This window comes from Afipia sp. GAS231, assembly GCF_900103365.1.
Lineage (GTDB): Bacteria > Pseudomonadota > Alphaproteobacteria > Rhizobiales > Xanthobacteraceae > Bradyrhizobium.
Window position 1 is genome coordinate 2442316 of sequence record NZ_LT629703.1, and the last position, 21214, is coordinate 2463529.

The 21214-nt window shown below is 61.8% G+C and carries 17 protein-coding genes; 7 read left to right on the top strand and 10 right to left on the bottom strand.

Going from position 1 to position 21214, the window contains the following annotated elements; all coding sequences use genetic code 11:
- Window positions 1-140 precede the first annotated feature (140 nt).
- Complete coding sequence (locus BLS26_RS11590) at window positions 141-2825, bottom strand: M1 family metallopeptidase (protein WP_244541909.1); 2685 nt, start codon at window positions 2823-2825, stop codon at window positions 141-143.
- 448 nt (window positions 2826-3273) lie between these two features.
- On the opposite strand from BLS26_RS11590, the gene BLS26_RS11595 reads away from it, so the two are divergent.
- Together BLS26_RS11595 and BLS26_RS11600 are read left to right on the top strand one after the other, a co-directional pair.
- Window positions 3274-4863 carry a peroxidase family protein gene (locus tag BLS26_RS11595; RefSeq protein ID WP_157676417.1) on the top strand — a complete coding sequence of 530 codons (1590 nt, stop codon included), beginning with the start codon at window positions 3274-3276 and terminating at the stop codon, window positions 4861-4863.
- A 40-nt stretch (window positions 4864-4903) separates the two neighbouring features.
- On the top strand, window positions 4904-5317 hold the full coding sequence (locus BLS26_RS11600) for a hypothetical protein (RefSeq protein WP_092511156.1): 414 nt from the start codon (window positions 4904-4906) through the stop codon (window positions 5315-5317).
- An 8-nt stretch (window positions 5318-5325) separates the two neighbouring features.
- Here BLS26_RS11600 and BLS26_RS11605 read toward each other — a convergent pair whose 3' ends face one another.
- Both BLS26_RS11605 and BLS26_RS11610 read right to left on the bottom strand, forming a co-directional pair.
- The gene (locus BLS26_RS11605) at window positions 5326-7401 is read right to left on the bottom strand and encodes a BTAD domain-containing putative transcriptional regulator (protein ID WP_172804586.1); all 2076 of its coding nucleotides are present in this window, start codon (window positions 7399-7401) and stop codon (window positions 5326-5328) included.
- A 58-nt stretch (window positions 7402-7459) separates the two neighbouring features.
- On the bottom strand, window positions 7460-7759 hold the full coding sequence (locus BLS26_RS11610) for a hypothetical protein (protein WP_092511160.1): 300 nt from the start codon (window positions 7757-7759) through the stop codon (window positions 7460-7462).
- Window positions 7760-8159: 400 nt separating this feature from the next.
- Here BLS26_RS11610 and BLS26_RS11615 point away from each other — a divergent pair, with 400 nt between their 5' ends.
- A complete protein-coding gene (locus BLS26_RS11615; RefSeq protein WP_157676418.1) occupies window positions 8160-8714 on the top strand; it encodes a hypothetical protein in 555 nt (184 codons plus the stop codon).
- Window positions 8715-8767: 53 nt separating this feature from the next.
- Here the strand turns inward: BLS26_RS11615 and BLS26_RS11620 are convergent, their stop codons facing one another.
- The 3 genes from BLS26_RS11620 to pgm all read right to left on the bottom strand — a co-directional run bounded on the left by BLS26_RS11620 (window position 8768) and on the right by pgm (window position 11606).
- Complete coding sequence (locus BLS26_RS11620; protein ID WP_157676419.1) at window positions 8768-9199, bottom strand: helix-turn-helix domain-containing protein; 432 nt, start codon at window positions 9197-9199, stop codon at window positions 8768-8770.
- A gap of 153 nt (window positions 9200-9352) precedes the next feature.
- A complete protein-coding gene (locus BLS26_RS11625) occupies window positions 9353-9679 on the bottom strand; it encodes a hypothetical protein (RefSeq protein WP_092511166.1) in 327 nt (108 codons plus the stop codon).
- 286 nt (window positions 9680-9965) lie between these two features.
- Window positions 9966-11606 carry a phosphoglucomutase (alpha-D-glucose-1,6-bisphosphate-dependent) gene (gene pgm / locus BLS26_RS11630; protein WP_092511167.1) on the bottom strand — a complete coding sequence of 547 codons (1641 nt, stop codon included), beginning with the start codon at window positions 11604-11606 and terminating at the stop codon, window positions 9966-9968.
- An 86-nt stretch (window positions 11607-11692) separates the two neighbouring features.
- Between pgm and BLS26_RS11635 the strand changes: the two genes are divergently transcribed.
- From BLS26_RS11635 to BLS26_RS11645, 3 genes are all read left to right on the top strand, one after another.
- A complete protein-coding gene (locus tag BLS26_RS11635; RefSeq protein ID WP_092511168.1) occupies window positions 11693-12691 on the top strand; it encodes a tripartite tricarboxylate transporter substrate binding protein in 999 nt (332 codons plus the stop codon).
- Between the two features lie 277 nt (window positions 12692-12968).
- Window positions 12969-13520: a TetR/AcrR family transcriptional regulator gene (locus BLS26_RS11640; RefSeq protein ID WP_244541910.1), complete on the top strand. Its 552-nt coding sequence runs from the start codon at window positions 12969-12971 to the stop codon at window positions 13518-13520.
- A gap of 155 nt (window positions 13521-13675) precedes the next feature.
- On the top strand, window positions 13676-14647 hold the full coding sequence (locus tag BLS26_RS11645; RefSeq protein WP_074830039.1) for a zinc-dependent alcohol dehydrogenase family protein: 972 nt from the start codon (window positions 13676-13678) through the stop codon (window positions 14645-14647).
- Between the two features lie 119 nt (window positions 14648-14766).
- Here the strand turns inward: BLS26_RS11645 and pyrC are convergent, their stop codons facing one another.
- The 4 genes from pyrC to BLS26_RS11665 all read right to left on the bottom strand — a co-directional run bounded on the left by pyrC (window position 14767) and on the right by BLS26_RS11665 (window position 20244).
- Complete coding sequence (gene pyrC / locus BLS26_RS11650) at window positions 14767-15861, bottom strand: dihydroorotase (protein ID WP_092511172.1); 1095 nt, start codon at window positions 15859-15861, stop codon at window positions 14767-14769.
- Between the two features lie 283 nt (window positions 15862-16144).
- Window positions 16145-17389 carry a threonine ammonia-lyase gene (locus BLS26_RS11655; RefSeq protein WP_092511174.1) on the bottom strand — a complete coding sequence of 415 codons (1245 nt, stop codon included), beginning with the start codon at window positions 17387-17389 and terminating at the stop codon, window positions 16145-16147.
- A 144-nt stretch (window positions 17390-17533) separates the two neighbouring features.
- On the bottom strand, window positions 17534-18064 hold the full coding sequence (gene fabA / locus BLS26_RS11660) for a bifunctional 3-hydroxydecanoyl-ACP dehydratase/trans-2-decenoyl-ACP isomerase (RefSeq protein ID WP_092511176.1): 531 nt from the start codon (window positions 18062-18064) through the stop codon (window positions 17534-17536).
- Window positions 18065-18471: 407 nt separating this feature from the next.
- Window positions 18472-20244, bottom strand: a complete 1773-nt coding sequence (locus BLS26_RS11665) for a porin (protein WP_092511178.1) — start codon at window positions 20242-20244, stop codon at window positions 18472-18474.
- A 435-nt stretch (window positions 20245-20679) separates the two neighbouring features.
- Between BLS26_RS11665 and BLS26_RS11670 the strand changes: the two genes are divergently transcribed.
- Window positions 20680-21162 carry a MarR family winged helix-turn-helix transcriptional regulator gene (locus BLS26_RS11670; protein WP_172804587.1) on the top strand — a complete coding sequence of 161 codons (483 nt, stop codon included), beginning with the start codon at window positions 20680-20682 and terminating at the stop codon, window positions 21160-21162.
- Window positions 21163-21214 lie beyond the last annotated feature (52 nt).

Sequence of the window (21214 nt, forward strand, 5' to 3'; positions counted from 1 at the left end):
GTGCCTCAGCCTTAAAAAATCTGGCCGCCATCGCTACCCGGAATGCCGGGGCAAGGCAACGATCGCAGGGTAGCGAGAACCTCGCCAGTTCAGCCGATCGAGCGAGACTTCATGCCGAAAGGCGAAGCGTCGCGACCGGATCAATTTCGCTGCCTGATCCAGGCATCGACTGCCGGTAGCGCCCTCGCCTTGAGATCCGCGGAGATCGCGATCGTCTCCGTGGCTCGCGCGACCATCACACGTCCGCCCGAGGTCGCCTGCGCGGGTGCAAAGGCGGTGAGTTCGGCGGCATGGCCGTCGTCGCTGAAATTGGTCATGAAGTTTGCGATGAACTGGTCGCGGAATTGCGGTCCCTGTTTTGCGAGCAGCGTATCGTAGTTCTTCTGCAGAAAATCCCAGGCGAGATCAGGCTGTTCGCCTGAGGCGGCGACCGAATTGATCAGGCCGGTGACGATGGTACCCGGCACCTCGTCGGTCAAAGACAGCGCCAGCGAGGCGCGCGCCAGCGACACGTCGCGTGCGGCGGCGGCGGCGAAATAATAACGCAGACGCTCGTTGGTCACGGTGCTCTTGCGCGCCAGCGCCAGCAGCGTGTCGTAGGTGGCGCGGTCGGCCGTGATGCCGACGAGATGCGTGACCGCATCGCGCAGCGCGGCGGGGAGCGATTTCGGATCCTGCAGGAAGCCCGCGAAGCGTCGCTTCGCCTCGCCGATGATCTCCTCGTCGCCGAATTCGCCGAGCACCCGGATCAGGCTGGCGCGCAGCAGCGTGTCGTCGTCATCGCCCGAACCGCTGCCCTCCCAGCCCAATCGATCGAACACCGGGCGCAACGTTGCGCGGGCATAACGCTGCACCGCCGGACGTTCGGCGCGGTCACGCGACAGACGGTTGAGCGAGGTGAATACGCCGATCACCTGATCCCAGACCGGACGGCGATCGTCGGCGGCGACAGTCTCGACCAGCGCAAGATAGGACGGTGGCCCGGCGCGGCCGGCCGCCACCATCGCCCAGCTGTCGCTGAGGAAGTTGACACGATCCGCGGCCGACATCTGCGACAGCGATTTCGCCAGCGCCGCCCGGCTGACCGGCCCGTATTCGACCCGGTAATAGCCGATATCGCCAAGGTTCACCTTGAACGGCTCGCCGCAGGAGCGCGCCGGGATTTCCATGGAGCCTTGCAGCAGCACGACATCGGGCGACGACGTCGCGCGTAGCGTCCCGATCGCAACCGGAACCTGCCAGTTGCGCGGTGGCAACGCCGCGACGCCCGTGCGCGGCGGCGCGATCACGAAGCGATCCTGCCGCAATGTCAGATGCTGATCGTCGCCGCGGCAACTGGTCTCGGCTGTGATCAGCGGCACCCCATCCTGTTCGGTGAAGGAAGCCGCGATGCCGGTCACCGGTTTGTGGGCGACGCTCTCCAGCGCCTGCCAGAGATCGGCGGTGGTGGTGTTGCCATAGGCATGTGCGGCCATGTAGGCGCGGATGCCGTCGCGGAACGCGGTCTCGCCGAGATAGTTTTCCAGCATGCGGATCAGCGCCTGACCCTTGTTGTAGGTGATGGCGTCGAACGCGACCATCGCCTCGCTCTCGTCGGCAATCGGCTGCTGGATCGGGTGCGAGGTACGCCGCGCGTCGAGCGCCAGGGCAAATTGCTTCTGGGCGTAACCGTTCAGCCAGCTCTGCCACTGCGGGTAAAACTGCTCCGAGGCCTTGGTCGCCATCCAGGTCGCAAAACCTTCGTTGAGCCAGAGATTGTCCCACCAAGCCATGGTGACGAGATCGCCGAACCATTGATGCGCCATCTCATGGGCGATGATGCCGAAGATGCCGCGCCGCGCGCTGTCCGGATTGGTCGCGGGATCGAACAGCAGCCGGCTCTCGAAGAAGGTGATGCCGCCCCAGTTCTCCATCGCGCCGCCGAAGCCGCCGGGCACCGCGATCAGGTCGAGCTTGGGCAACGGGTATTTGACGCCGAAATAATCGTTGAACCAGGACAGCAGCTTGACCCCGCTGTCGAGCGCAAACCGTCCCTTCGCGGACTTGCCGGCGGTGGCGACGACGCCGACCGTGACGCCGTCCACCTCCGCCGTGATCCGCTCCAGCTCGCCCACCGTCAGCACGAACAAATAGGTCGACATTTTCGGCGTGGTCGCGAAAGCGACCTGTTTCAGGTTCGGCTCCAGCGGCTCTTCGCGCACAACCGGCATGTTGCCGACCGCAAGGAAATCCCGCGGCACCGTGACCGTCAACGCGAAACTCGCCTTGAAGGCGGGCTCGTCCCAGCACGGAAATATCCGCCGCGCGTCCGACGGTTCGAGCTTGCTGGTGAGCAGGCGCTTCGTGCCGTTATCGGTCGGATAATCGACGAAGAAGAAGCCGCGATCGAATTTGTTGATCTGCGCCGCAAACTCGATACGAAGCCGATGCGCGCCCATCGCAAGCGGTTGCGCGAAGGTGAACGTGGCGGTCTCTGCACCGGCATCGAGCGCGACGTCGGCGCGCGCCGTGTCGTCGTCGACGGTAACGGCCGCGAACGTCGTGTTGACGGCGTTGAGCGTCAGCCGCGCGGTGCGTGCGCGCACCTCGATGTCGACGATTTCCACGCCTGATAGCGCCAGACTCGCGATGTCGGGCTTGAGCTCGATCGCATAGTGGATGGGAACGACCGTCTTCGGCAATTTTCCCGGCGTGCCCTCGAAGGAAAAAACCGGCTCGGCACACGCGACGGCGCTGATCGAGCAGGCGACGCCGGATATCGAGAATGTCAGCGCGAGCGCTGCAGCGATCCGTCGCAGTACCTGCGATATCGCGATCGGGTTCACGCCAAACTCCTTCAACATTCTGCGCGCCAGGGGCGCCGCATCATAATCGCGTCCGTCGTTCCGCCATAGGCAAAAGTGCCCGCAGCCGCTTCAAAAGCTTCATCCGGAAAGAATCGTGACATTCGTCATGTCGCCGCCAGAAAGCCGGCGCGCAATGCCCTCGCTAACCGCGCGCGGCAAGAGATGTCCACAGATGTCCACAACCTCTAACGATTTAGCTCACGATAATTTCACGACCTGCTCAGCAGTGTCCCGGCCCGGACCAACGGGCGAGAACCTGTCGATGGCGGTACAGAAGGTCGCTGAAGCTTCCACTCTCCAGACTTCTGGAACTGAAGCGCGCGACGCTGTGCAGCCTGCAGCCGCTCCCGGCTTTCGTCATTTCCTGCATACACCACTGCCGTCGCAGCGGTTTCGCGCCTTCGGGATGGACCCGCTGGAATCTCCCGTGCTCCAGCCACGGCTGCGCGGACTGATGCACCGCCTGTCGCGGCGGATGGATGCCGAAATTGCCTGGCCGTGGCCCGACGACGACGAAGCGGTCAAGCGTTGGGAAAACCCAGGCATCCCCTCAGGTTACACCTACCTGCTGCAATTGGTTGCGCACGACCTGGTTCATTCGGCGATCCCGCTTTCGGTGGCCGGAACGCTCGGCGCCGGCACTGCCAATGCGCGTCGCGCGCCGCTTCGGCTCGAAACCCTGTTCGGCAGCGGCCCGGTCGGATCGCCGCATATCTATGCGCTCGACGCCCCGAATGACGATCGGCGCACGAAGCTGCGGCTTGGGCGGATGCGCTGGAAAGAGAATGAGCCCGCAACCGGCTGTCCGTTCCGCGACATCGCGCGGACGGGAGCCGAGAACGTGACCGGGATCGACCGCAGCATTGCGGGCATGCGGGTTGCGCTCACCGAGGCGCTGGTCGCCGATCCGCGCAACGACGACCACGCCGTGATGTCGCAACTGACGGCGCTGTTCGCGCTGCTTCACAACAGCCTGATCGATCACGTTCGCCGCCAGGAAAGAAGCCTTGGACCGAACGCCCGCTTTGGCGCCGCCTACAAGCGGTTCCTGTGCGCTCGCGAGGCCGTTACCGCGATCTATCACAACATTCTGCGCAAGGATCTGATGCAGAAGGTAACCCATCCGACGATCTACGCGGCCTATAGCGGACCAGCCCCGAACTTCATCGATCGGCCCGATCAATCCGCCGGGGATTTCCTGACCGGCGATTGGCAAATTCCGTTCGAGTTCTCGCACGGCGCGTTTCGGTTCGGCCACGCCATGGTGCGCCCCGAATACAACATCAACGACCTGTCGAACCAGGATCTCTACAACACCCTCGAAAAGACCTCCGCGAACGATCCGGTCAACATGCCGCTCGACGAGACATGGATGATCCGGTGGTCGCATTTCTTCCGGATCAATGGCTCGAAGCCGAATTTCAGCCGGCGCATCGGACCCTATCTCAGCGACGGATTGGGCAACGACCAGATCTTCCCGGCGTTCGACGAAACCGAACGGGTCGGCTTGCTGTATCGCGACCTGCTCGGCGCCGGGCTCGCCGGCATGTGGTCGGTGGACGCGCTGATCGCAGAGATCGCCGCGCGCAGGCCGCACTTCATCGCGCTGTCGCGCCTGCTGTTCGATCGCGACTATCGCGTCAGCCAGCTCCGCGAATGGCTCGCCGCAGCACCTGCCTATGGCAAGCTGACGGACGAGGACATCGAAACACTTTCGAACGATCCGCCGCTGCCGTTCTTCATCCTGTTCGAAGCCATGCGGCAGCCCGGCGCGGAAGGACTGCGCCTGGGACCGCTCGGCTCGATCATGGTGTCGGAAGTTATTTTCGGCGCACTCGCCGGCGATCTGCGCTCGTCCAGCGGCGATTCACTGACCGATCAGCTGGCCGATTTGTCCCTCGAACATTACCCGGCGAATTTTTTCCAGGACATTCCCGATATTTCGAGCATGGCGCAGCTGGTGGAATTCACCGCTGACATTGCTGAGCTGAAGCAAGCCGTGCCCGCATTTCTGTGAGCGGAATTACCTGTCTCACGCAACCAGGAGGAGTAGGACCATGCAGCGCATTGAAAGGCTACAGGTGACCAACCACGAACGTTGGGGCAAGCTGGTGAAGACCTGGGCGACCGGCCAGAACTACATGGACGACGACAACACCTATCCGTTGCCGGAGACCATGGACGAGTTCAAGGAACAGCTCGCCAAGGCCCAGGTGTTCGCGACCGTGCCGGAGCGCTTCAAGCAGATTCAGTTCGTGTCTTCGGACCAGGAGACCATCCTCGTGCGCTTGCCGCCGAAAGTGATGATCGAAGACTCCGAGGCCCTGCTCAACCAGCCGGGATCGACCTATCCGCTGCCGCCGTTCTACAAGCGCCTGTTCAACGGCATCGATCCCGTAATCTCGGAAGAAGACAAGTTCCGGGTGCACGCCGAGCGCATCGGCGATTACACGATCAGCATCTGCGCCTGAGGTCGAACTTAGAGCCGAGTGATGCCTTCAACAGGAAGCCCTGCGCCACCCAAGGCGGAGCGCAGGGCTTCCCACCTCGAATTTATGTTGATGGGATGAGCCTGCAGAAGCCAGCGCGTGACGGCCTCGTCGGTGGGCGCGGCCGAGCCGACCCAGAACGAACGTATTCCGTTTAGAAACCGCTGGGCCTCCTCGCGTGCGGTCTCGATATCTCCAAGTTCATACAGCGCGGCGGCCCGCCAGGCGGGCAGAGTCTTGATGACGCCATGCGCCCGCCCGCTGGCTTCCATGGCACCGGCATAGTCACCGCACAAAAAGGCGATGATGCTCTGGTACCCCCATTCGAGGCCGGACGGGGCCAGCGAAAGCGCGTGCGCTTGACGGGCGCGCAATTCGGCTTGCTCGGTCGAACCGCAGAACGCGCAGTAGGCCGCAAAAGACAGCAAGGTCCACGGATCGTTGTCATTCAGTTCACACGCCAGTTCCATATGTGGCGCCGCTTCGGCGTCACGTCCCACCATCACGTGGGACCAGCCGCAGCACAGATGCGCCCTGGAATCGACAGGGTCGAGCTGAATGGCAGTCTTTGCCAGTTCGAGAGTCGTCCGTGCTTTTTCGAAATCATGAAACAGGCCGGGATGCACAAAATGCTCAATGTTGTTCATTTGCACCAGGCTGCTGTAGCAAGGCGAAAAAGTCGGGTTTTCGCGGATCGCGTCGCGAAAGATCGTGACGGCCCGCTGCCAGCTCTCCGGGTCAAACTTGGTGATGAGGTTCTGACCGCGAAGCCAGCGATCGTGCAGATCGAGCGAGACGTCGGGTTCGCCCGCGAGCCGCATCAGCCGCTCGGTCGACAATTGAACGTTCAGCGAAGTCGCGATCCGCCGTATGATACGCTGCTGTGTTTCGAACCAGTTGCTAAGACCTAAGCGGAAGCTTTCACTCCACACATAGATTCCGGTCGTATCGTCCCGCAACACCATCACGATGTTGATTTCGGCGCCTGCCTGGTAGGCGGTGGTTTCGATACAGTATTGCGGCGTGGCACCAGGTTCTAAAAGCAGGTCGGCGGCCGGAATGCGATCGACAACACTCCATTCGCGAAAGCGAACGAGACATGCGGCCAAGTGCTGAGAGAAGCCCAGCACCAGATGGCCATGGTCTTCGTCGATGCCATGCATTGCGAACGGCCGAAGCACCAGGAGCGTCTTGACCGGCGCGTTTGATAGAATTGGGGGAACGGACCGGAGACCGGATCCATTGACGGCCCGGGCCGCCAAAACGCCATTCTTCGCATGGGCGCCGCGATCGGCCGGCGGCGGCTCGAAAACGCCAAGCTTGATACTCGCGACCAGTTCCTCGGTCGCCGGCGACGGCTCCATGCCGTAATCGCGATCCAGAAGGTCCCACAACGATTTGTAGATGCGTAATGCGCCGGCAATATCGCCTTCCTCGGTATGCGCCAGCATCAGGTAGCGACAGGCATGTTCATGGGTGGGATCGAGGTTGACGATCGCCGCGGCGATTTTCTTCTTGGTGTCGCGCGGTACGTTTGCGCCGATCAAACCGGCTTCGAGGCTTCGCATCAGCCGTTCGTGGACGGTTTGACGCTTGGCCAGCACCCAGACCCGAAAAGACGGATCGAGATCGTCCATGCCTTCGAGCAACCGCTCGTCAAGCTGTGGCGCATCGAGCAGCAGGGAATGGACCCGTTCGTTCTCGGCCTGCTGAAGCACACTCTCGATATCGACTTCTATTTGCCCGATGTCGACGCCGATCATCAATCGCTCGGCGATGAAGCCGCCAAATCCAGCCTCCTCCAGCACCGAGCGCAATTCACGAACGACTTGGCGCAACGAGGCGCGCGCCTTTTCCTCGTCCGACCGGCTCCACAGCAGGCCAACCAGCCGTTCCCGGCTTTCATGTTTGGTATCCGATAACGCAAGATAGCCAAGGACCGCGGCCGCCTTGCGGGTTCGCAGCTCGATCGGCCGGCCATTGAGCCGCAGGCCGAAGCGCCCAACCAGCGACACCGACAGTCGCGGGGCGCTTTCGCGTGCCACCGCGGCTTCGTCTGCTGACATGGCGCTTGCGCTGCCCCGCATCCAATGATTTCCGTGCCTGGCTGAAATTACCGCCAGTCTATATCAAAGCGACGCCCTCGGTATAGGTTGCGCCGCCGCCGGTTCTTGCAGTGGCACGCCGCAATCTCGCCGTGACGACCTCGGACGGCTCAAGCTGCAGGTCGGGCGCGATGACGCGCACCACAGGAACGGCAAAGCGCTGGCGCGTCAAGTCGATGCAGTAGGTCTCGATGCCCGGTTCCTCCAAACGCCTAGCGTTCAACTTGAATATGACGCTCGCTTCAGTTGTGACGATGGCGAGATGCGTGGCTGGGCCGGCGACCGGTTGCAGCAGCTCACATTGATCGGCCTCGATCATCGCGCGGCGCGGATGCGATCCTGAGCGTTGAGCGCGGCATCTCCGCGCTCGCTGCGTTTGGTTGAGATGACGGCGTCCGCCGGTTCGAGCTGGCGCATCGATGCGCGTCGGGCGCAGCCAGTTCGAACACGCGCGCAAATCGTGAGACAGCCATCAACAGGCGAGCGCCGTTCACGATTTCGGGAGACCCCGCGCTGCGGAGTCCGGGACAGTCGTCAAGCGCCCGCAGCATCTATTGGCATCGTGATCGCCGTCACTTCCGACCGCTCGCCCAGCGACAATTTAGCTGCGGACAGAAACAAATTTGCCGTCGAATGGTCCGTGCCGCTCACGGTGACCTCACGCCTGACCAGCAAACTTTGGACGTGAGGCCAGCCCCGCCCTCGCCCTGGAGGAACTTATGCTCGCGAAAGCCTTAGTCATAGCCATGGCAGCCGATATTGCCCGGTCGGATTATGCAAAGCCAACCCTGATTCGCAGCCGGAGCCGCGAGTGGCTGATCGCGTGCCGGTGGGGACCGGACGGCGAGTATATTTCAATTGCGACAGCAGGCCCACTTGCGGAACCTCTTGCGCAGGTCGCGCCGCAGGCGATCAAGCCGATCCACAGCCTGTTCGGCGTGCTGATTTCCGAATCGCAGAGGGAGTCCACCAGCACGTTCCTGCTGGTGCGTCAGTTGCCTGGCGGGATCGAACTTGCCGGCACGTTCTTTCCCGCCGACGGATACGTCCTCATGCAGCAACATGAGGACATCCATCTCGTCTGCAAGGCGCGCTACTCGCATAGTTGCGGCTGGCTCGACGGCAAGGAGGTTCGCAAGGACATTCCCGATCCGGCGCCTTCCTCGGCCGAAGCGATGTCCTGGCATATCGAGGCGTCGCGGCGTAACTGGATCGGCGAATTCATTCCGGGAACAATGCCGCCAGAGCGGATCCCGATTCGCGCCACCGGCTGACGCGGCGGAGGCTGACGCGATGGATATCCGCGGCGCAGCGTTGCCGATCGAAACTAGGGCCGCGCGCGCGAGCTTCTGCGCTCGCCATGCGGAGCCACGTCGAGGCGGGCCACCGAAGTCTTGGTCACTGATTTCTGAACCGCGGATTTCTGAACCGCGGATTTCTGAACGACGGACTTCTGAACGATCGGCTTCTGATCGGCGATGCTTTCCACCAGCTTCGCGATTGCCAGCCGCACACGTTCATTGGTTCGCAGATAGGCCTTGAGAACGCGCAATGCGCCGGGCTCGGCGAGCAGGTGAACCGGTGAACTCGAAGCTCCGATTTTGTCCTGCGAAGATTCGAACAACTCGCCGACCGTAATCCCGAGCACGGAAGCAATCTGCGACAGCCGGCTGGCGCCGACCCGATTTGCGCCCTTCTCGTATTTCTGGACCTGCTGAAAGGATACGCCGACCCGTTCGGCGAGCACCGTTTGGCTCATTCCGCGATTGATCCGGAACATGCGAATCTTGGCGCCCACCATTGCGTCAAGTGGACCAGACTTCCTAACGGTCATTGTCAGGCTCCCCGATTTTCCGAGTTGGGGAAGCCTAACACAACCTCAGGGCGTTGCGGGCGCTAATTTTGCGACCCGCTAGTTGGCAATTCCCGGCAGGATCTTCACCGGATGCTCGACATTGACGTGGTCGAGCAACAGCCGGCCTCTCAGGTCGATAGCCGCCCTCACGGCTGGAGGATGACCGGTCTCGAGATAGCGCTGCAGCACCGAACGGCTCTCGTCTGAGAGCGCAAACAGCGCCCGCATCAGCTCAAAAAACCCAGGTTCTTCCGCCACATAGAGCAATTCACGGAGCTCTGCCCCGGTAAAGCGCCCCAACGCCGTCACAAGCCATTCGGTTTGGTCATTGGGATCGCTCTCGGGCACGCGATTAAGATAATAAACGACCGATTCCGCACTCATGTCTTCCCCCGATCCTCGCGATAGCCCACGAGTTCCCCTCCCCGGGAAGGGTTTCCTGGCAGCTAACACCGATCGTGAGAGTGCGTGGCCTCTCGTGATTTCAGCGTGATTGGGGCGGAGGCACCCGGCCAATATAGTTGGCATGTGCCGAATTGACGCACCCCCGCGCGCGGATCGAGACCATCGTCGCCGGTCCGGTGACATCCCCAAGACGTCAGGAGCCTTGTCGGCTCAGAACGCCTTGCCAGTCTAGAAAGCCTTGTCAGTTTAGAAGGCCTTTGTCAGTTTAGAAAGCCTTGGCGATGGCGCGCTGGGCGTCCCCTTGAATCAGCTTCAGATGGTTCTGGTCGCGAAAGCTTTCCGCGTAGATCTTGTAGACGTCTTCAGTACCCGACGGCCGGGCGGCGAACCAGCCCATCGCGGTCTCGACCTTGATGCCGCCGAAGGATTGGTCGTTACCCGGCGCCTTGATCCTGACGGCGGTGACCGGCTCACCGGCAAGTTCGCGCATGTCGAGCTGCTCGGGCCCCAGGGCCTTCAGCGCATTCTTCTGCTTCGGCGTCGCCGGCACGTCGATCCGCTCGTAGTAGGGCACGCCGAGTTCGGCCGTGAGCCCTGCGAACAACTGGCTGGGATCGCGGCCGGTCCGCCCGAGGATTTCGGCTGCCAATAGCCCCATCACCATGCCGTCCTTGTCGGTCGTCCATACCGACCCGTCCTGTTTGAGGAAGGACGCGCCGGCGCTTTCCTCGCCGGCAAAACCAAACGCGCCGGTGCCGAGGCCCTCGACGAACCATTTGAAGCCGACCGGGGTCTCGACCAGGTTACGGTTCAGCTTCTTCGCGACGCGGTCGATGATCGAACTCGAGACGATGGTCTTGCCGATCGCGGCCTGCGGGCTCCATTGCGGCCGGTGCTCGAACAGATAGGCGATCGCGGCCGCCAGAAAATGGTTGGGGTTCATCAGGCCGTTGGAGCGCGTCACGATGCCATGCCGGTCGGCGTCGGTATCGTTGGCAAAGGCGACGTCGAATTTGTCGCGCATCTGGATCAGGCTCGCCATCGCAAACGGCGAGGAACAGTCCATCCGGATCTTGCCGTCCCAATCGGCGGTCATGAACCGGAACGTCGGATCGACAGCCTTGTTCACGACAGCGGCATCGATCCCGTAACGCTCGATGATCGGCTGCCAGTAATGCACAGCAGCGCCGCCCAGCGGATCGATCCCGATCTTGACGCCCGCCGACTTGATCAGCGCCATATCGACGGCATTGCCGAGATCGACGACGTAGGGACGGATGTAGTCATGCAGATGCGTCGAGGGCTCCTTGCGGGCGCGCTCATACGGCACCCGCGCAACGCCGCTCATGCCGGCGGCCAAATAGGCGTTCGCAGCCTTCTCGACCTTGGACGTCACATCGGTATCGGCAGGACCGCCATGCGGCGGATTGTATTTGTAGCCGCCGTCTTCCGGCGGGTTATGCGAGGGTGTGATGACGATGCCGTCGGCGAGGCCGCTGCTTCGTCCCTTGTTGTAGCTCAGGATCGCATGCGAGATCACCGGCGTCGGCGTGTAGCCGCCGCGCTCGTCGATCATGATGTCGACGCCGTTGCCGGCAAACACTTCCACCGCGCTCGCCAGCGCCGGCTCCGCCAGCGCATGGGTATCGATACCGATGAACAAAGGCCCGGTGAGACCAGTCTCGCGCCGATGGTCGCAGATCGCCTGCGTCGTCGCCAGGATATGATTTTCGTTGAACGAGTTCTTCAGCGACGACCCGCGATGCCCCGAGGTGCCGAACGCGACGCGTTGGGCAGGATCGGCCGGGTCGGGTTTTCCGGAAAAATAGGCCGTGACCAGCCGCGGTACATTGACGAGGGAAGCGGGATCGACCGGTTTGCCGGCGGCGGGATTTTGGGCAGTCACGTGACCTCACAGGACAGATAGCGTGTTCGGAGATATATACGAGGAAGGCGTTAGCTGGGCCAATAATAACAACGAGGAAGCGTTCCATGCAGCCGTTCGGCCGCCGTTCGATCCTGATTGCCTGCGGAATCGCGATGTTCGCAGGCAGCGCCTTGATAAGTGCTGGCGGCGCCTTGGCCGAGAATTATCCATCCCGTCCGGTCAAGATCGTGGTGCCGTTCCCGGCCGGCGGCTCCAATGACATCGTCGCCCGCGTCATCGCGCAAAAGCTGTCGGAGCGTAACAACGGACAGACAGTTTTTGTCGAGAATCGCGGCGGCGCCGGCGGCAATATCGGCGCCGAAGCGGTCGCGAATTCGGATCCGGACGGCTACACGCTGCTGCTGACGGCGCCTCCGCCGCTCACCATCAATGCAGCATTGTACCGCGACCTGCGATACGATCCGTCAACCGCATTTGCACCGGTCGGGCTGATCGCCTCGGTACCGATCGTTCTCGCTGTGCATCCATCGACTGGAATCAAGAACGTGCGCGAGTTGGTCGCGCTCGCCAAGGCAAAACCAGGCACCTTGTTTTTCGGATCGTCCGGCAACGGGTCGACCAACCATCTTGCCGGCGAATTGCTCAAGAGCATGACCGGCATCGATATCGTGCACGTCCCTTACAAGGGCGCGGCGCCGGCGATGAACGATCTCGTTGCAGGCCACATCCCTGTCATGTTCGACAACATCCCCGCCGTGCTGCCGCAGGTCAGGGCTAAGAACATCAACGCGATCGCGGTCGCAGGTTCGAAACGTGCGGGCGCCCTGCCCGACGTGCCGACCGTCTCCGAATCCGGCGTGCCCGGCTTCGAAGCCTCGGCCTGGTTCGGACTGGTGGCGCTGGCGAAGACACCCGCGCCGGTCCTTGCGAAGCTGGAAGGCGACATCGACGCCATCCTGAAAATGCCCGATGTGCAGAAGCGCTTCGACGAACTCGGCGCCGAACCCGGTACTATTTCAGGCGCGGCGTTCGGAAAATTCCTCGCCGACGAAACGGCGAAATGGACGAAGATCATCCGGGAGTCCGGCGCGAAGGTGGACTAACGCATGATGGGTTGGAGCTGAATCGATTTGCCGTCAGCGCCGGCACATCCGGGGCTCTGGGAGTCCAGACACAAAATCGCGAAAACAACCCCATGCAAAGTAGAATGGCGCGCAAAAAAGGCCCGGCGGCGCGACCCAACCTAATCTCATCCCGCTCTAGGTCGTGTGGACTCTTAGGATTCCCTTTTAAGAGCAAATCAGATTCAAGTCTCCCTTTCTACCAAAACCACGCTATGTAAGATCCATGGCCCGTCCCCGCACCTTCGATCCCGACACCGTGCTTGATGCCGCGCTTCAAGTGTTCTGGAGCAAGGGCTTTCACGGCACGTCGTTCGATGACATCACAGCAGTGAGCGGCCTGACCAAACCCAGCCTCTATGCGGCGTTCGGTGACAAGAACGCATTGTTTCGCAAGGCGCTGGATCGCTATCACGGCTTTCTGCTCAAGCGCACCAAAACGCAGCTGGCGAAGGGCGTAACCGCGCGCGAGGCGATCGCGGCGTGGCTCGCCGACTATATCCCCCTGTGCACGGGCAGCCGCGGCGCCCGGGGCTGTTTCTCCATCAACACGCTGACCGATAGCGCGCTCGACGACGCCGAGATTACCGGAAGCGCCGTCCGCTTCTATCGCGATCTCGAAGCGATGGTCGCCGCGCGATTGACACAAGGTGCGAGCGAATTCCCCGACGATTTCAACGCGGCTGCAACGGCCCGCACTATGATCGCGGCGTATGCCGGACTGATGGTGCTCGCGAAGGACGCGCCCTCCGCCGCCGAGACCAAGGCGGTGGCCGCACAATTGCTGCGGTTGCTCGATACCCCCTCTTGACAGCGGCATTCTGTTATATACCGTATAGTATATAATCTGGCAACAGCCGGGCAACGCGTCGTCATCTGACCTTTGAAACGGGTCGGCTTCGCTCGGAGATGTCCGAATGGAAAACGATGACGGCTGCGCCAACCACAGTAATCCGGAGAATTCCCATGAAAGCCGTTCAGATTGTCGCGTTCGGAAAACCAACCGAAGTGTTGCAAGTCGCCGATGTGCCGGATGTCGGCGCGCCCGGCCCAAACGAAGTCGTGATCGCGCTGGAAGCATCACCGATCAATCCCAGCGATCTATTCATGTTTACAGGAAACTACGGCTACCGTCCGCCGCTGCCGTCGATCGTCGGAGCGGAGGGCGCCGGCCGCGTGGTGGCGGTCGGCTCGAACGTCAAGCACCTCAAGGAGGGCGACCACTCCATCGTTCCGTTCGGATCGCCGACCTGGGCCGAACGCATCAAGGTCGACGCCACCTGGTTGCGCCCGTTGCCCGCCGGCGACATCAAGCAATTCGCGATGCTTGGCGTCAATCCGGCGACCGCCTACCTGCTGTTGACCGATTTCGTGGCGCCGCAGCCGGGCCAGTGGGTAATTCAGAACGGTGCCAACTCCGGCGTCGGCCGCGCGGTGATCCCGATCGCAAAATCGCTGGGATTGAAAACTGTCAATGTGGTCCGCCGCGCCGAACTGGTCGACGAGATCAAGGCGCTCGGCGGCAATATCGTGCTGCTCGACGGAGCGGATCTGCCGAAGCGCGTGGCGGAGGCCACCGGTAACGCACCGATCACGCTGGCCCTCGATGTGGTCGGCGACACCGGAACCACGGGCCTGCTGGGCAGCCTCGCGCAGCGCGGCACGCTGGTCTCCTACGGCGCTATGAGCCGCAAGGCCATGGTGGCGCCGCCGCAACCGCTGATTTTCAAGGACATCACGATTCGCGGATTCTGGCTGGTGACCTGGTTGCAGAAAGCCACGCCGAAGATGGTCGCCGAGATGTACGACCGCCTGGTGCCGATGGTGGCCTCCGGCTCCATCGCCACCCCGATCGCCGCAACGTTCCCGTTCGAACAGGTGACAAAGGCGATCGAAACGGCGATCGCAGGACAGGGCAAGGTGCTGCTGACGCCGTGACGCGCAAGGCGAAAAGTCGAAACACAAAAACGTAGGGCGGAGGCGTAACCCACCGCTCGCCAGCACAGTGATCGTGAATGGCGGATTACGCTGCTCTAGCGGCCGTTAGAACGCGCAAATCAGGGCCGTACCTCGCCGATCGACCAAGGCAATGCTTCATCGCCGCGAAACACCACGATGTCGCCGCCGTCAACGGCGATCGAAGCCGGCATCGCTACATGGCGTCGCTTCAGTTCGATGGTGCCGGTGTTGACCGGCAGACCGTAGAAATTCGCGCCATTCAGCGAGGCAAATTTTTCCAGTCGATCGAGGGCGCCCTCCTCGTCAAACACCTGCGCGTAGGTCTGCAGCGCGGTGGCGCCGACGAAGACGCCGGCACAGCCACAGGCGGCCTCCTTGAGGCTGGCGAGATGCGGCGCCGTGTCGGTGCCAATGAAGAAGCACGAATCGCCTGAGGTAACGGCTTTGCGCAGCGCGAGGCGATGATGTTCGCGCTTGGCGACCGGCAGGCAATAATAATGCGGCCGCAAGCCGCCCTGGAACAGCGAGGTGCGGTTGATGATCAGATGATGCGGCGTGACGGTTCCACCGACGCGCGGCGCATGGGCGCGAACGATGTCGAGCGTTTCCGCCGTGGTCACGTGCTCGACGACGACCTTCAGGCCCTGATGGTCGCGCAGCAGCGGCAACAGGCTCTGCTCCATGAACACGGCCTCGCGATCGAAAATGTCGACGGCGGGATCGGTGGCTTCGCCGTGAATCAAGACCGGCATACCGATCCGCTCCATCCGCTCCAGAACCGGACGCAGCGCCCTGATATTGGTGACGCCATGATGCGCGTTGGTGGTGGCGCCGGCCGGATAAAGTTTGGCGGCGGTCCACACCTTTTCGGAGTGGCCCTTCTCGATCTCGTCGGGCGACGTCGTGTCGGTCAGATAGCACGTCATCAGCGGTTCGAAATCGCTGCCGGCCGGACGAACCGCAAGGATGCGGGAACGATAAGCAATGGCGGCATCGACCGTGGTCACGGGCGGCACCAGGTTCGGCATGATGATGCCGCGGGCGAACTGTCCTGCCGTGAACGGAAGCACCGTGCGCAACATCTCGCCGTCGCGCAAATGAACGTGCCAGTCGTCGGGACGCCGGATCGTAATGCCGTCGACCGCTTTACCGCGCGAGGCCGCAGAGGCGTTGAAAAGTGTATCCAGATTCATGGCTCGGCCTCTCAATTCGCACAGCGTAGCGGCCAGGAACGGTGCGATCGCGGGAATCGCACAAATTTTCCCGTCCACCAGAGCCAATAGAACATTTGGCTCCGGATACCAACCGCCGCAGCCAGGACGACGCAGGCGTTGGACCGCAATTTTACGTCGCGTCCTCGAATAGTTCCAACCAAACGGCGGCGTCCCAACATTGCAGGTGGTACGGTCTCCCTGACCACTGTCCGTCCTGAAGCAGTAGCGGTCATCGCCGCTGGAAACGCCCCGCGAGGCAGCGCTAGTGGCCGCCGGCCACCACCTTGAGATCGGCGGCCCTCAGTGCTGCGATCGTCGCATCGAGATGGGCCCGGTCCCTGGTCTCGACCACGATTTCCAGATGCACCGCCTTGGCCGGCAGATCCGTAAAGATGCGCTGATGCGATACTTCGACGATGTTGGCGCCGCATCGGCTCAGCACAGCGACCACCTCGCCGAGCTGCCCCGGCCGGTCCACGATGTCGAACCTGAGCTGCGAAAGCCGGCCTTCCCTCGCGAGTTGACGGGTCAGCACGCCCGACAAAAGCCGGGTGTCGATATTTCCGCCACTCAGCACCAGACCCAACTTGCGGCCCTTGAATCGCTTGGAATCGGCCAGCACGGCGGCGAGGCCGGCGGCTCCGGCGCCTTCGGTCACCGACTTCTCGATGGTGAGAAGAAGACTCAGCGCCTGCTCGACATCCTGCTCCGTCACCAGCACGATGTCGTCGACGAGTTCGCGCACGATCTCGGACGTGATCCGGCCGGGGGCCTTGACGGCAATGCCTTCCGCCAGCGTGTCGCCGCGCATCGGAAGCGATTGTTGCTTGATCAGGTTGTACATCGAAGGATAGAGGGCGGCCTGCACGCCGATCACCTCGATATCCGGCTTCAGTGTCTTGGCGGCGACAGCGATGCCGGAAATAAGGCCGCCGCCGCCGATCGGTACGATCAGAACCTCGAGGTCGGCCACCGCAGCCAGCATCTCGAGCGCGATGGTGCCCTGACCGGCAATGATCAGGGGGTCATCGTAGGGGTGGATGAACGTCAGCCCTTCGTTTCGGCCATGTGCCGTGGCCAATGCGGCGGCCTCTTCCAGCGTCGCTCCGCCTTCGATCACGGTCGCGCCATGCCGGCGCGTGTTCTCGATCTTCACCGTCGGGGTTCCGACCGGCACGTAGATGGTGGCCGGTATTGAAAGCCGTGCCGCGTGATAGGCCACGCCCTGTGCGTGATTGCCGGCGGACGCCGCGATCACACCGCGCTGGCGCTGATCGGCCGACAGGGCCGCGAGCCGATTGAGCGCGCCGCGCTCCTTGAAGGTTGCCGTGAACTGCAGGTTTTCGAACTTGAGCCACACACTTGCGCCGGTGATCTCGGACAATGTCCGGCTGCGGTCGAAGTTCGTGCATTTGACCAGGCCGGCGAGCGTCGCTGCGGCGGCCTCGATGTCGCCGAGTGTCACCGGCAGTTGCGCCAGGGATGCCGTTGCCGTTTGAACCGTCATGGTCGAATCTCCGATGGCAGCATTCAGGATACTTGATACCTGCTGCTGCGGGACAAGCTTCGCGTATGGATGAAAAGGCTGCCTTAGCTGCGCGGCGATTGCCGAGGGCTCTGGAAGGCGACAGCCTCTTTCACCTACCGCATCTCAGGTCGCGGATGCGATCAATCCGACCCTCATGTCCTTGGCGACATATACGCAGGTGTCGTCGGCAAACACGCTGCCATTTGCAACGCCAACAGCCAGTTTGCCGCGCCTGACGAGACGCATGTTCACCGCGTAGCGCACGCGCCTGGTGTCCGGCGTTATCTGTCCGCGAAACTCGACCTCGCCGACGCCGACAGCGCGGCCCTTGCCCGGCGAGCCGGACCAGCCGAGCCAATAGCCGATGATCTGCCACATGGCGTCCAGGCCCAGAGATGCGGGCATGACGGGGTCGCCGGGAAAATTACAGTCGAAGAACCAGAGACCCGGCCTGATATCCAGTTCACCGACGACATGGCCCTTGCCGAACTCGCCGCCGTCCACACTGATCTCGGTGATGCGGTCCATCATCAGCATCGGCGGTGCCGGCAGTTGGGCATTGCCCGGGCCGAAATAGCCGCCTTCGCTCGATTTGATCAGATCTTCCCTGCTGTAGGACGATTGCGGCGCGTGAAAGTCACGTGGGTCGGGCAAGGACGATATCCTCCGGCGTTGGGCTGGCGGTCGCGAAACGTCAGGCGACGTTACCGCGATCGTTTCGATGCCTGCGCCAGCCGTCAGGGCCAAAGCATCCACCGCGTGTTGAGCGGAGCAATGCTTGCGCAACCGGCGAGCCACCTGCATGTCCTTGTACAGGTACCACAAAATGAAAAACCTCCGGCAGGGCATTGCCGGAGGTTTCGGAGGTTTATCATAAAGTAGAAAAGGTCTCCTCTGATCGAGCTGCAGCCAAACAATTCGGTGGCTGCTCCCGATCATACATACAAGACCAAAATACCTTAGTCAATAATATATTTTAATTTTGTATGTGCGGTCCATCCACAAACGAAAAGTCCCGGCGGTTCACGCCGGGACTCTCCAGATTTTCAGCCAGCGACAGATCAAAAGTTTCGCTGGGCCCTGAGATTGAACGAAGCCGTCTGCTGGTCCTTGAACGTATAGGTGGTGGCCAGGAACGGCGGGTTGACGCCGAACTGCGAACGCGTGGTGCCACTCCAGTTCTGGTCAAGATAGGACCAGAACACTTCGCCGCTGAACGTCAGACCCTTGACGGGCGTCCATCCGGTCCGGAAGCCAACCTGATACACGTTGAAGTCCGGGTTGCAGGTCGAAGTGGGATTCGGACCTCTGTTGCCCCAGCCGAACAACGGATTGCCGGAGACCGAGCCGCAATAGGCGTTCTTGGCGACGTCATTGTAACGCACCGCTGAAGCGCTTCCGAACAGGCTGCTCTGCCAGTTCGCATCCCAGTTGTGGATGTAGCCGCCGCGGAATCCGAAGGCATTGGTCAACTGGATGCCGTTGGTGACCGAGTTGTTCCCGTTCAGGGAGTTGCCATTGCCGAACACGCCGTCCGAGACGTAGCCATATCCGACGGTCGGATTGCCGCCGGTGTTGTTGAACATCGCGAAGGACGGCGAAGCACCGCTGGTCGAAATTACCGCCTTGGTGTCGCCCTTGGCGAAGGTAGCGTCGACGTTCAGGGTATCGCCAACTCCGGTCGGCAGGTTCTTGAGCTGGAGACCGGCAGTGACGGCGCCACCCCACTTGCTGTCAGGGTGACCGGAAGACAACGAGCTACAAGGCTGTCCGGCTACCGTGTTGATGATGCCGTTCGCCGGGCAGACGATGTAGGCACCGGCGCCGAACGGGGTTGAGAAGCCCTGCGAGCCGGCGTCGGTCGACGAGTCGAGGAAGTTGTACGACGCGTTGACATAGTGAGCGATCGCCGAAATCTGGAAGATACCCCAGGCCTGATCGACCCGGATGTTGCCCGCGATGTCAGGCGCGAACTGTCCGCCATAGGCGTTGGCGGGCCCACCGGTCGAACGGTTGACCGCCGAACCAGCGGCCGCTCCCAGGCCGAAGCCGCCCTGGAACAGGGTCGTCGGCGTCTGCACGCCGTTGGTGGGGAAGATCGCCGGCAGCGTGAACACGTCGAAGTTTCCGAGCTGGGTGCGATTGAACACCTTGCCTTCATCTAGACCGATGCTGGCCGACACGCCGTTGCCGAACTGTGCGGTGTACTGGATGTTGTTCACACCGGTGACGTAATCGGGACCGCCGATCAGGAACGACGTGTTGTTGTTGCCGCCGTAACCGTTCCACGGCAGGGCATAGGCCGAAGCGGATTTACCGAACGTGAAGCCGGCGAACTGGATGAACACCATTTCGACAGCGACCTGGCCGTTGCCGGGCGTGTCGTTGTTCAGTGAGCCCAGCAGAGCAGCGCCGTTCAGCGATTGGTTGGAGGCGGTGCCGCCATAGGTGCTGAACTGGAAGTCGCCCTGGCCGAAAGTACGGACGACGCCGTATTCGGTGGCGGTGCGCGTATCGAGCGTCAAAGCCATACGGGAACGAACGTTGATTCGGTCGGTAAAGCGGTTGCCCTGGCCGGACTCGTAGCCACCGTCACCGCTCCAGAATGGAGCGCCGTAGACGCCGCCGCCATAGGTGGAGTCGACGCGCAGATAGCCACCCATCTTGACGCAGGTGTCGGTGCCCGGAATGTAGTAGAAACCGGCGCCGTACAGGGAGCAGATCCTCACGTACTCGACCGCTTTGGCCTTGACGGGAAGATCAGCTGCCTGCGCCCCGCTCAGGGCGGCGAGACCCGCCGCCGAGCCGAGGATAAGGCTCTTAATCATTTTCATGTGTAACCTCCAAGTTGTTCTCTCTCGAGGCTCCGTACCCACTGAGGAATTTTCCTCAGGGCTGGCTCCCCCCAACAACCGCTCGATGGTTTCGCTCTCGTGCCCCCGTGCGAGGGAGGGACTTGCGCGAGCACCCAGCGGGACGATCCGGAACCCCCAGCCGTCAGGAAGGACTATGAATGTAGAACTTTGGTAATTGAAATACCTTATTTACTCATCTATTTGCTTTTGGACGGCCTGTGCCTTTCTTGCAACTGCTGGCAGATTCCAACGCTAACCGCTAATTTATAGGATTAATATCTTATGTAACCTAACGGGTTACCGATAATACAGGATATTTTCACTTGTTTTGGAAATGAAATCGACCAAGATAGATGCAGGGCCGAGCAAAGCAGGCAGGTTGCAGACGCCCTCCATGCACGCGAGGAATGTCGATTGGCCGAAACGGCTCCAAAGAACCAGGACACCATCCGGCGCTTCGCCTGGGTTATCAATTCTGTCGGCGTTCACCTGGAGGAGCTGCGCTACTTCTGGGCCAAGGCGCTCGGAATCAGCGGCCCGCAGTGGATGATCCTGATGGCGCTCGCGGATCTCGACGACAAGGACGGCGTTCCCGTCAATGTCGTCTCCAAGAAGCTTCATGTCGACCCGTCGTTCGTTACGACACAATCGAAATTGCTGGAGAAGAAGGGCTTCCTTCGCCGGAAGCCATCGACCGAAGACGCCAGAATCGTGCTGATGTCGCTGACCGACAAAACCTACAAGCAGATGGCGGGGCTTGCTGCCCAGCAGGAAGCGCTTAACGAATTCATTTTTGCCGAACTCAGCAACAAGCAGCTCGATGAGTTGATCGATACACTCAGCGGCCTGAGAAACCGCCTGGAAAAGGGACGCTTGAAGGTCGTTGCGGATGCATGACGCTGCCGCGGCTGGAGCGACCCGCCCGGCGCGATAAGACCGACAACTTTCA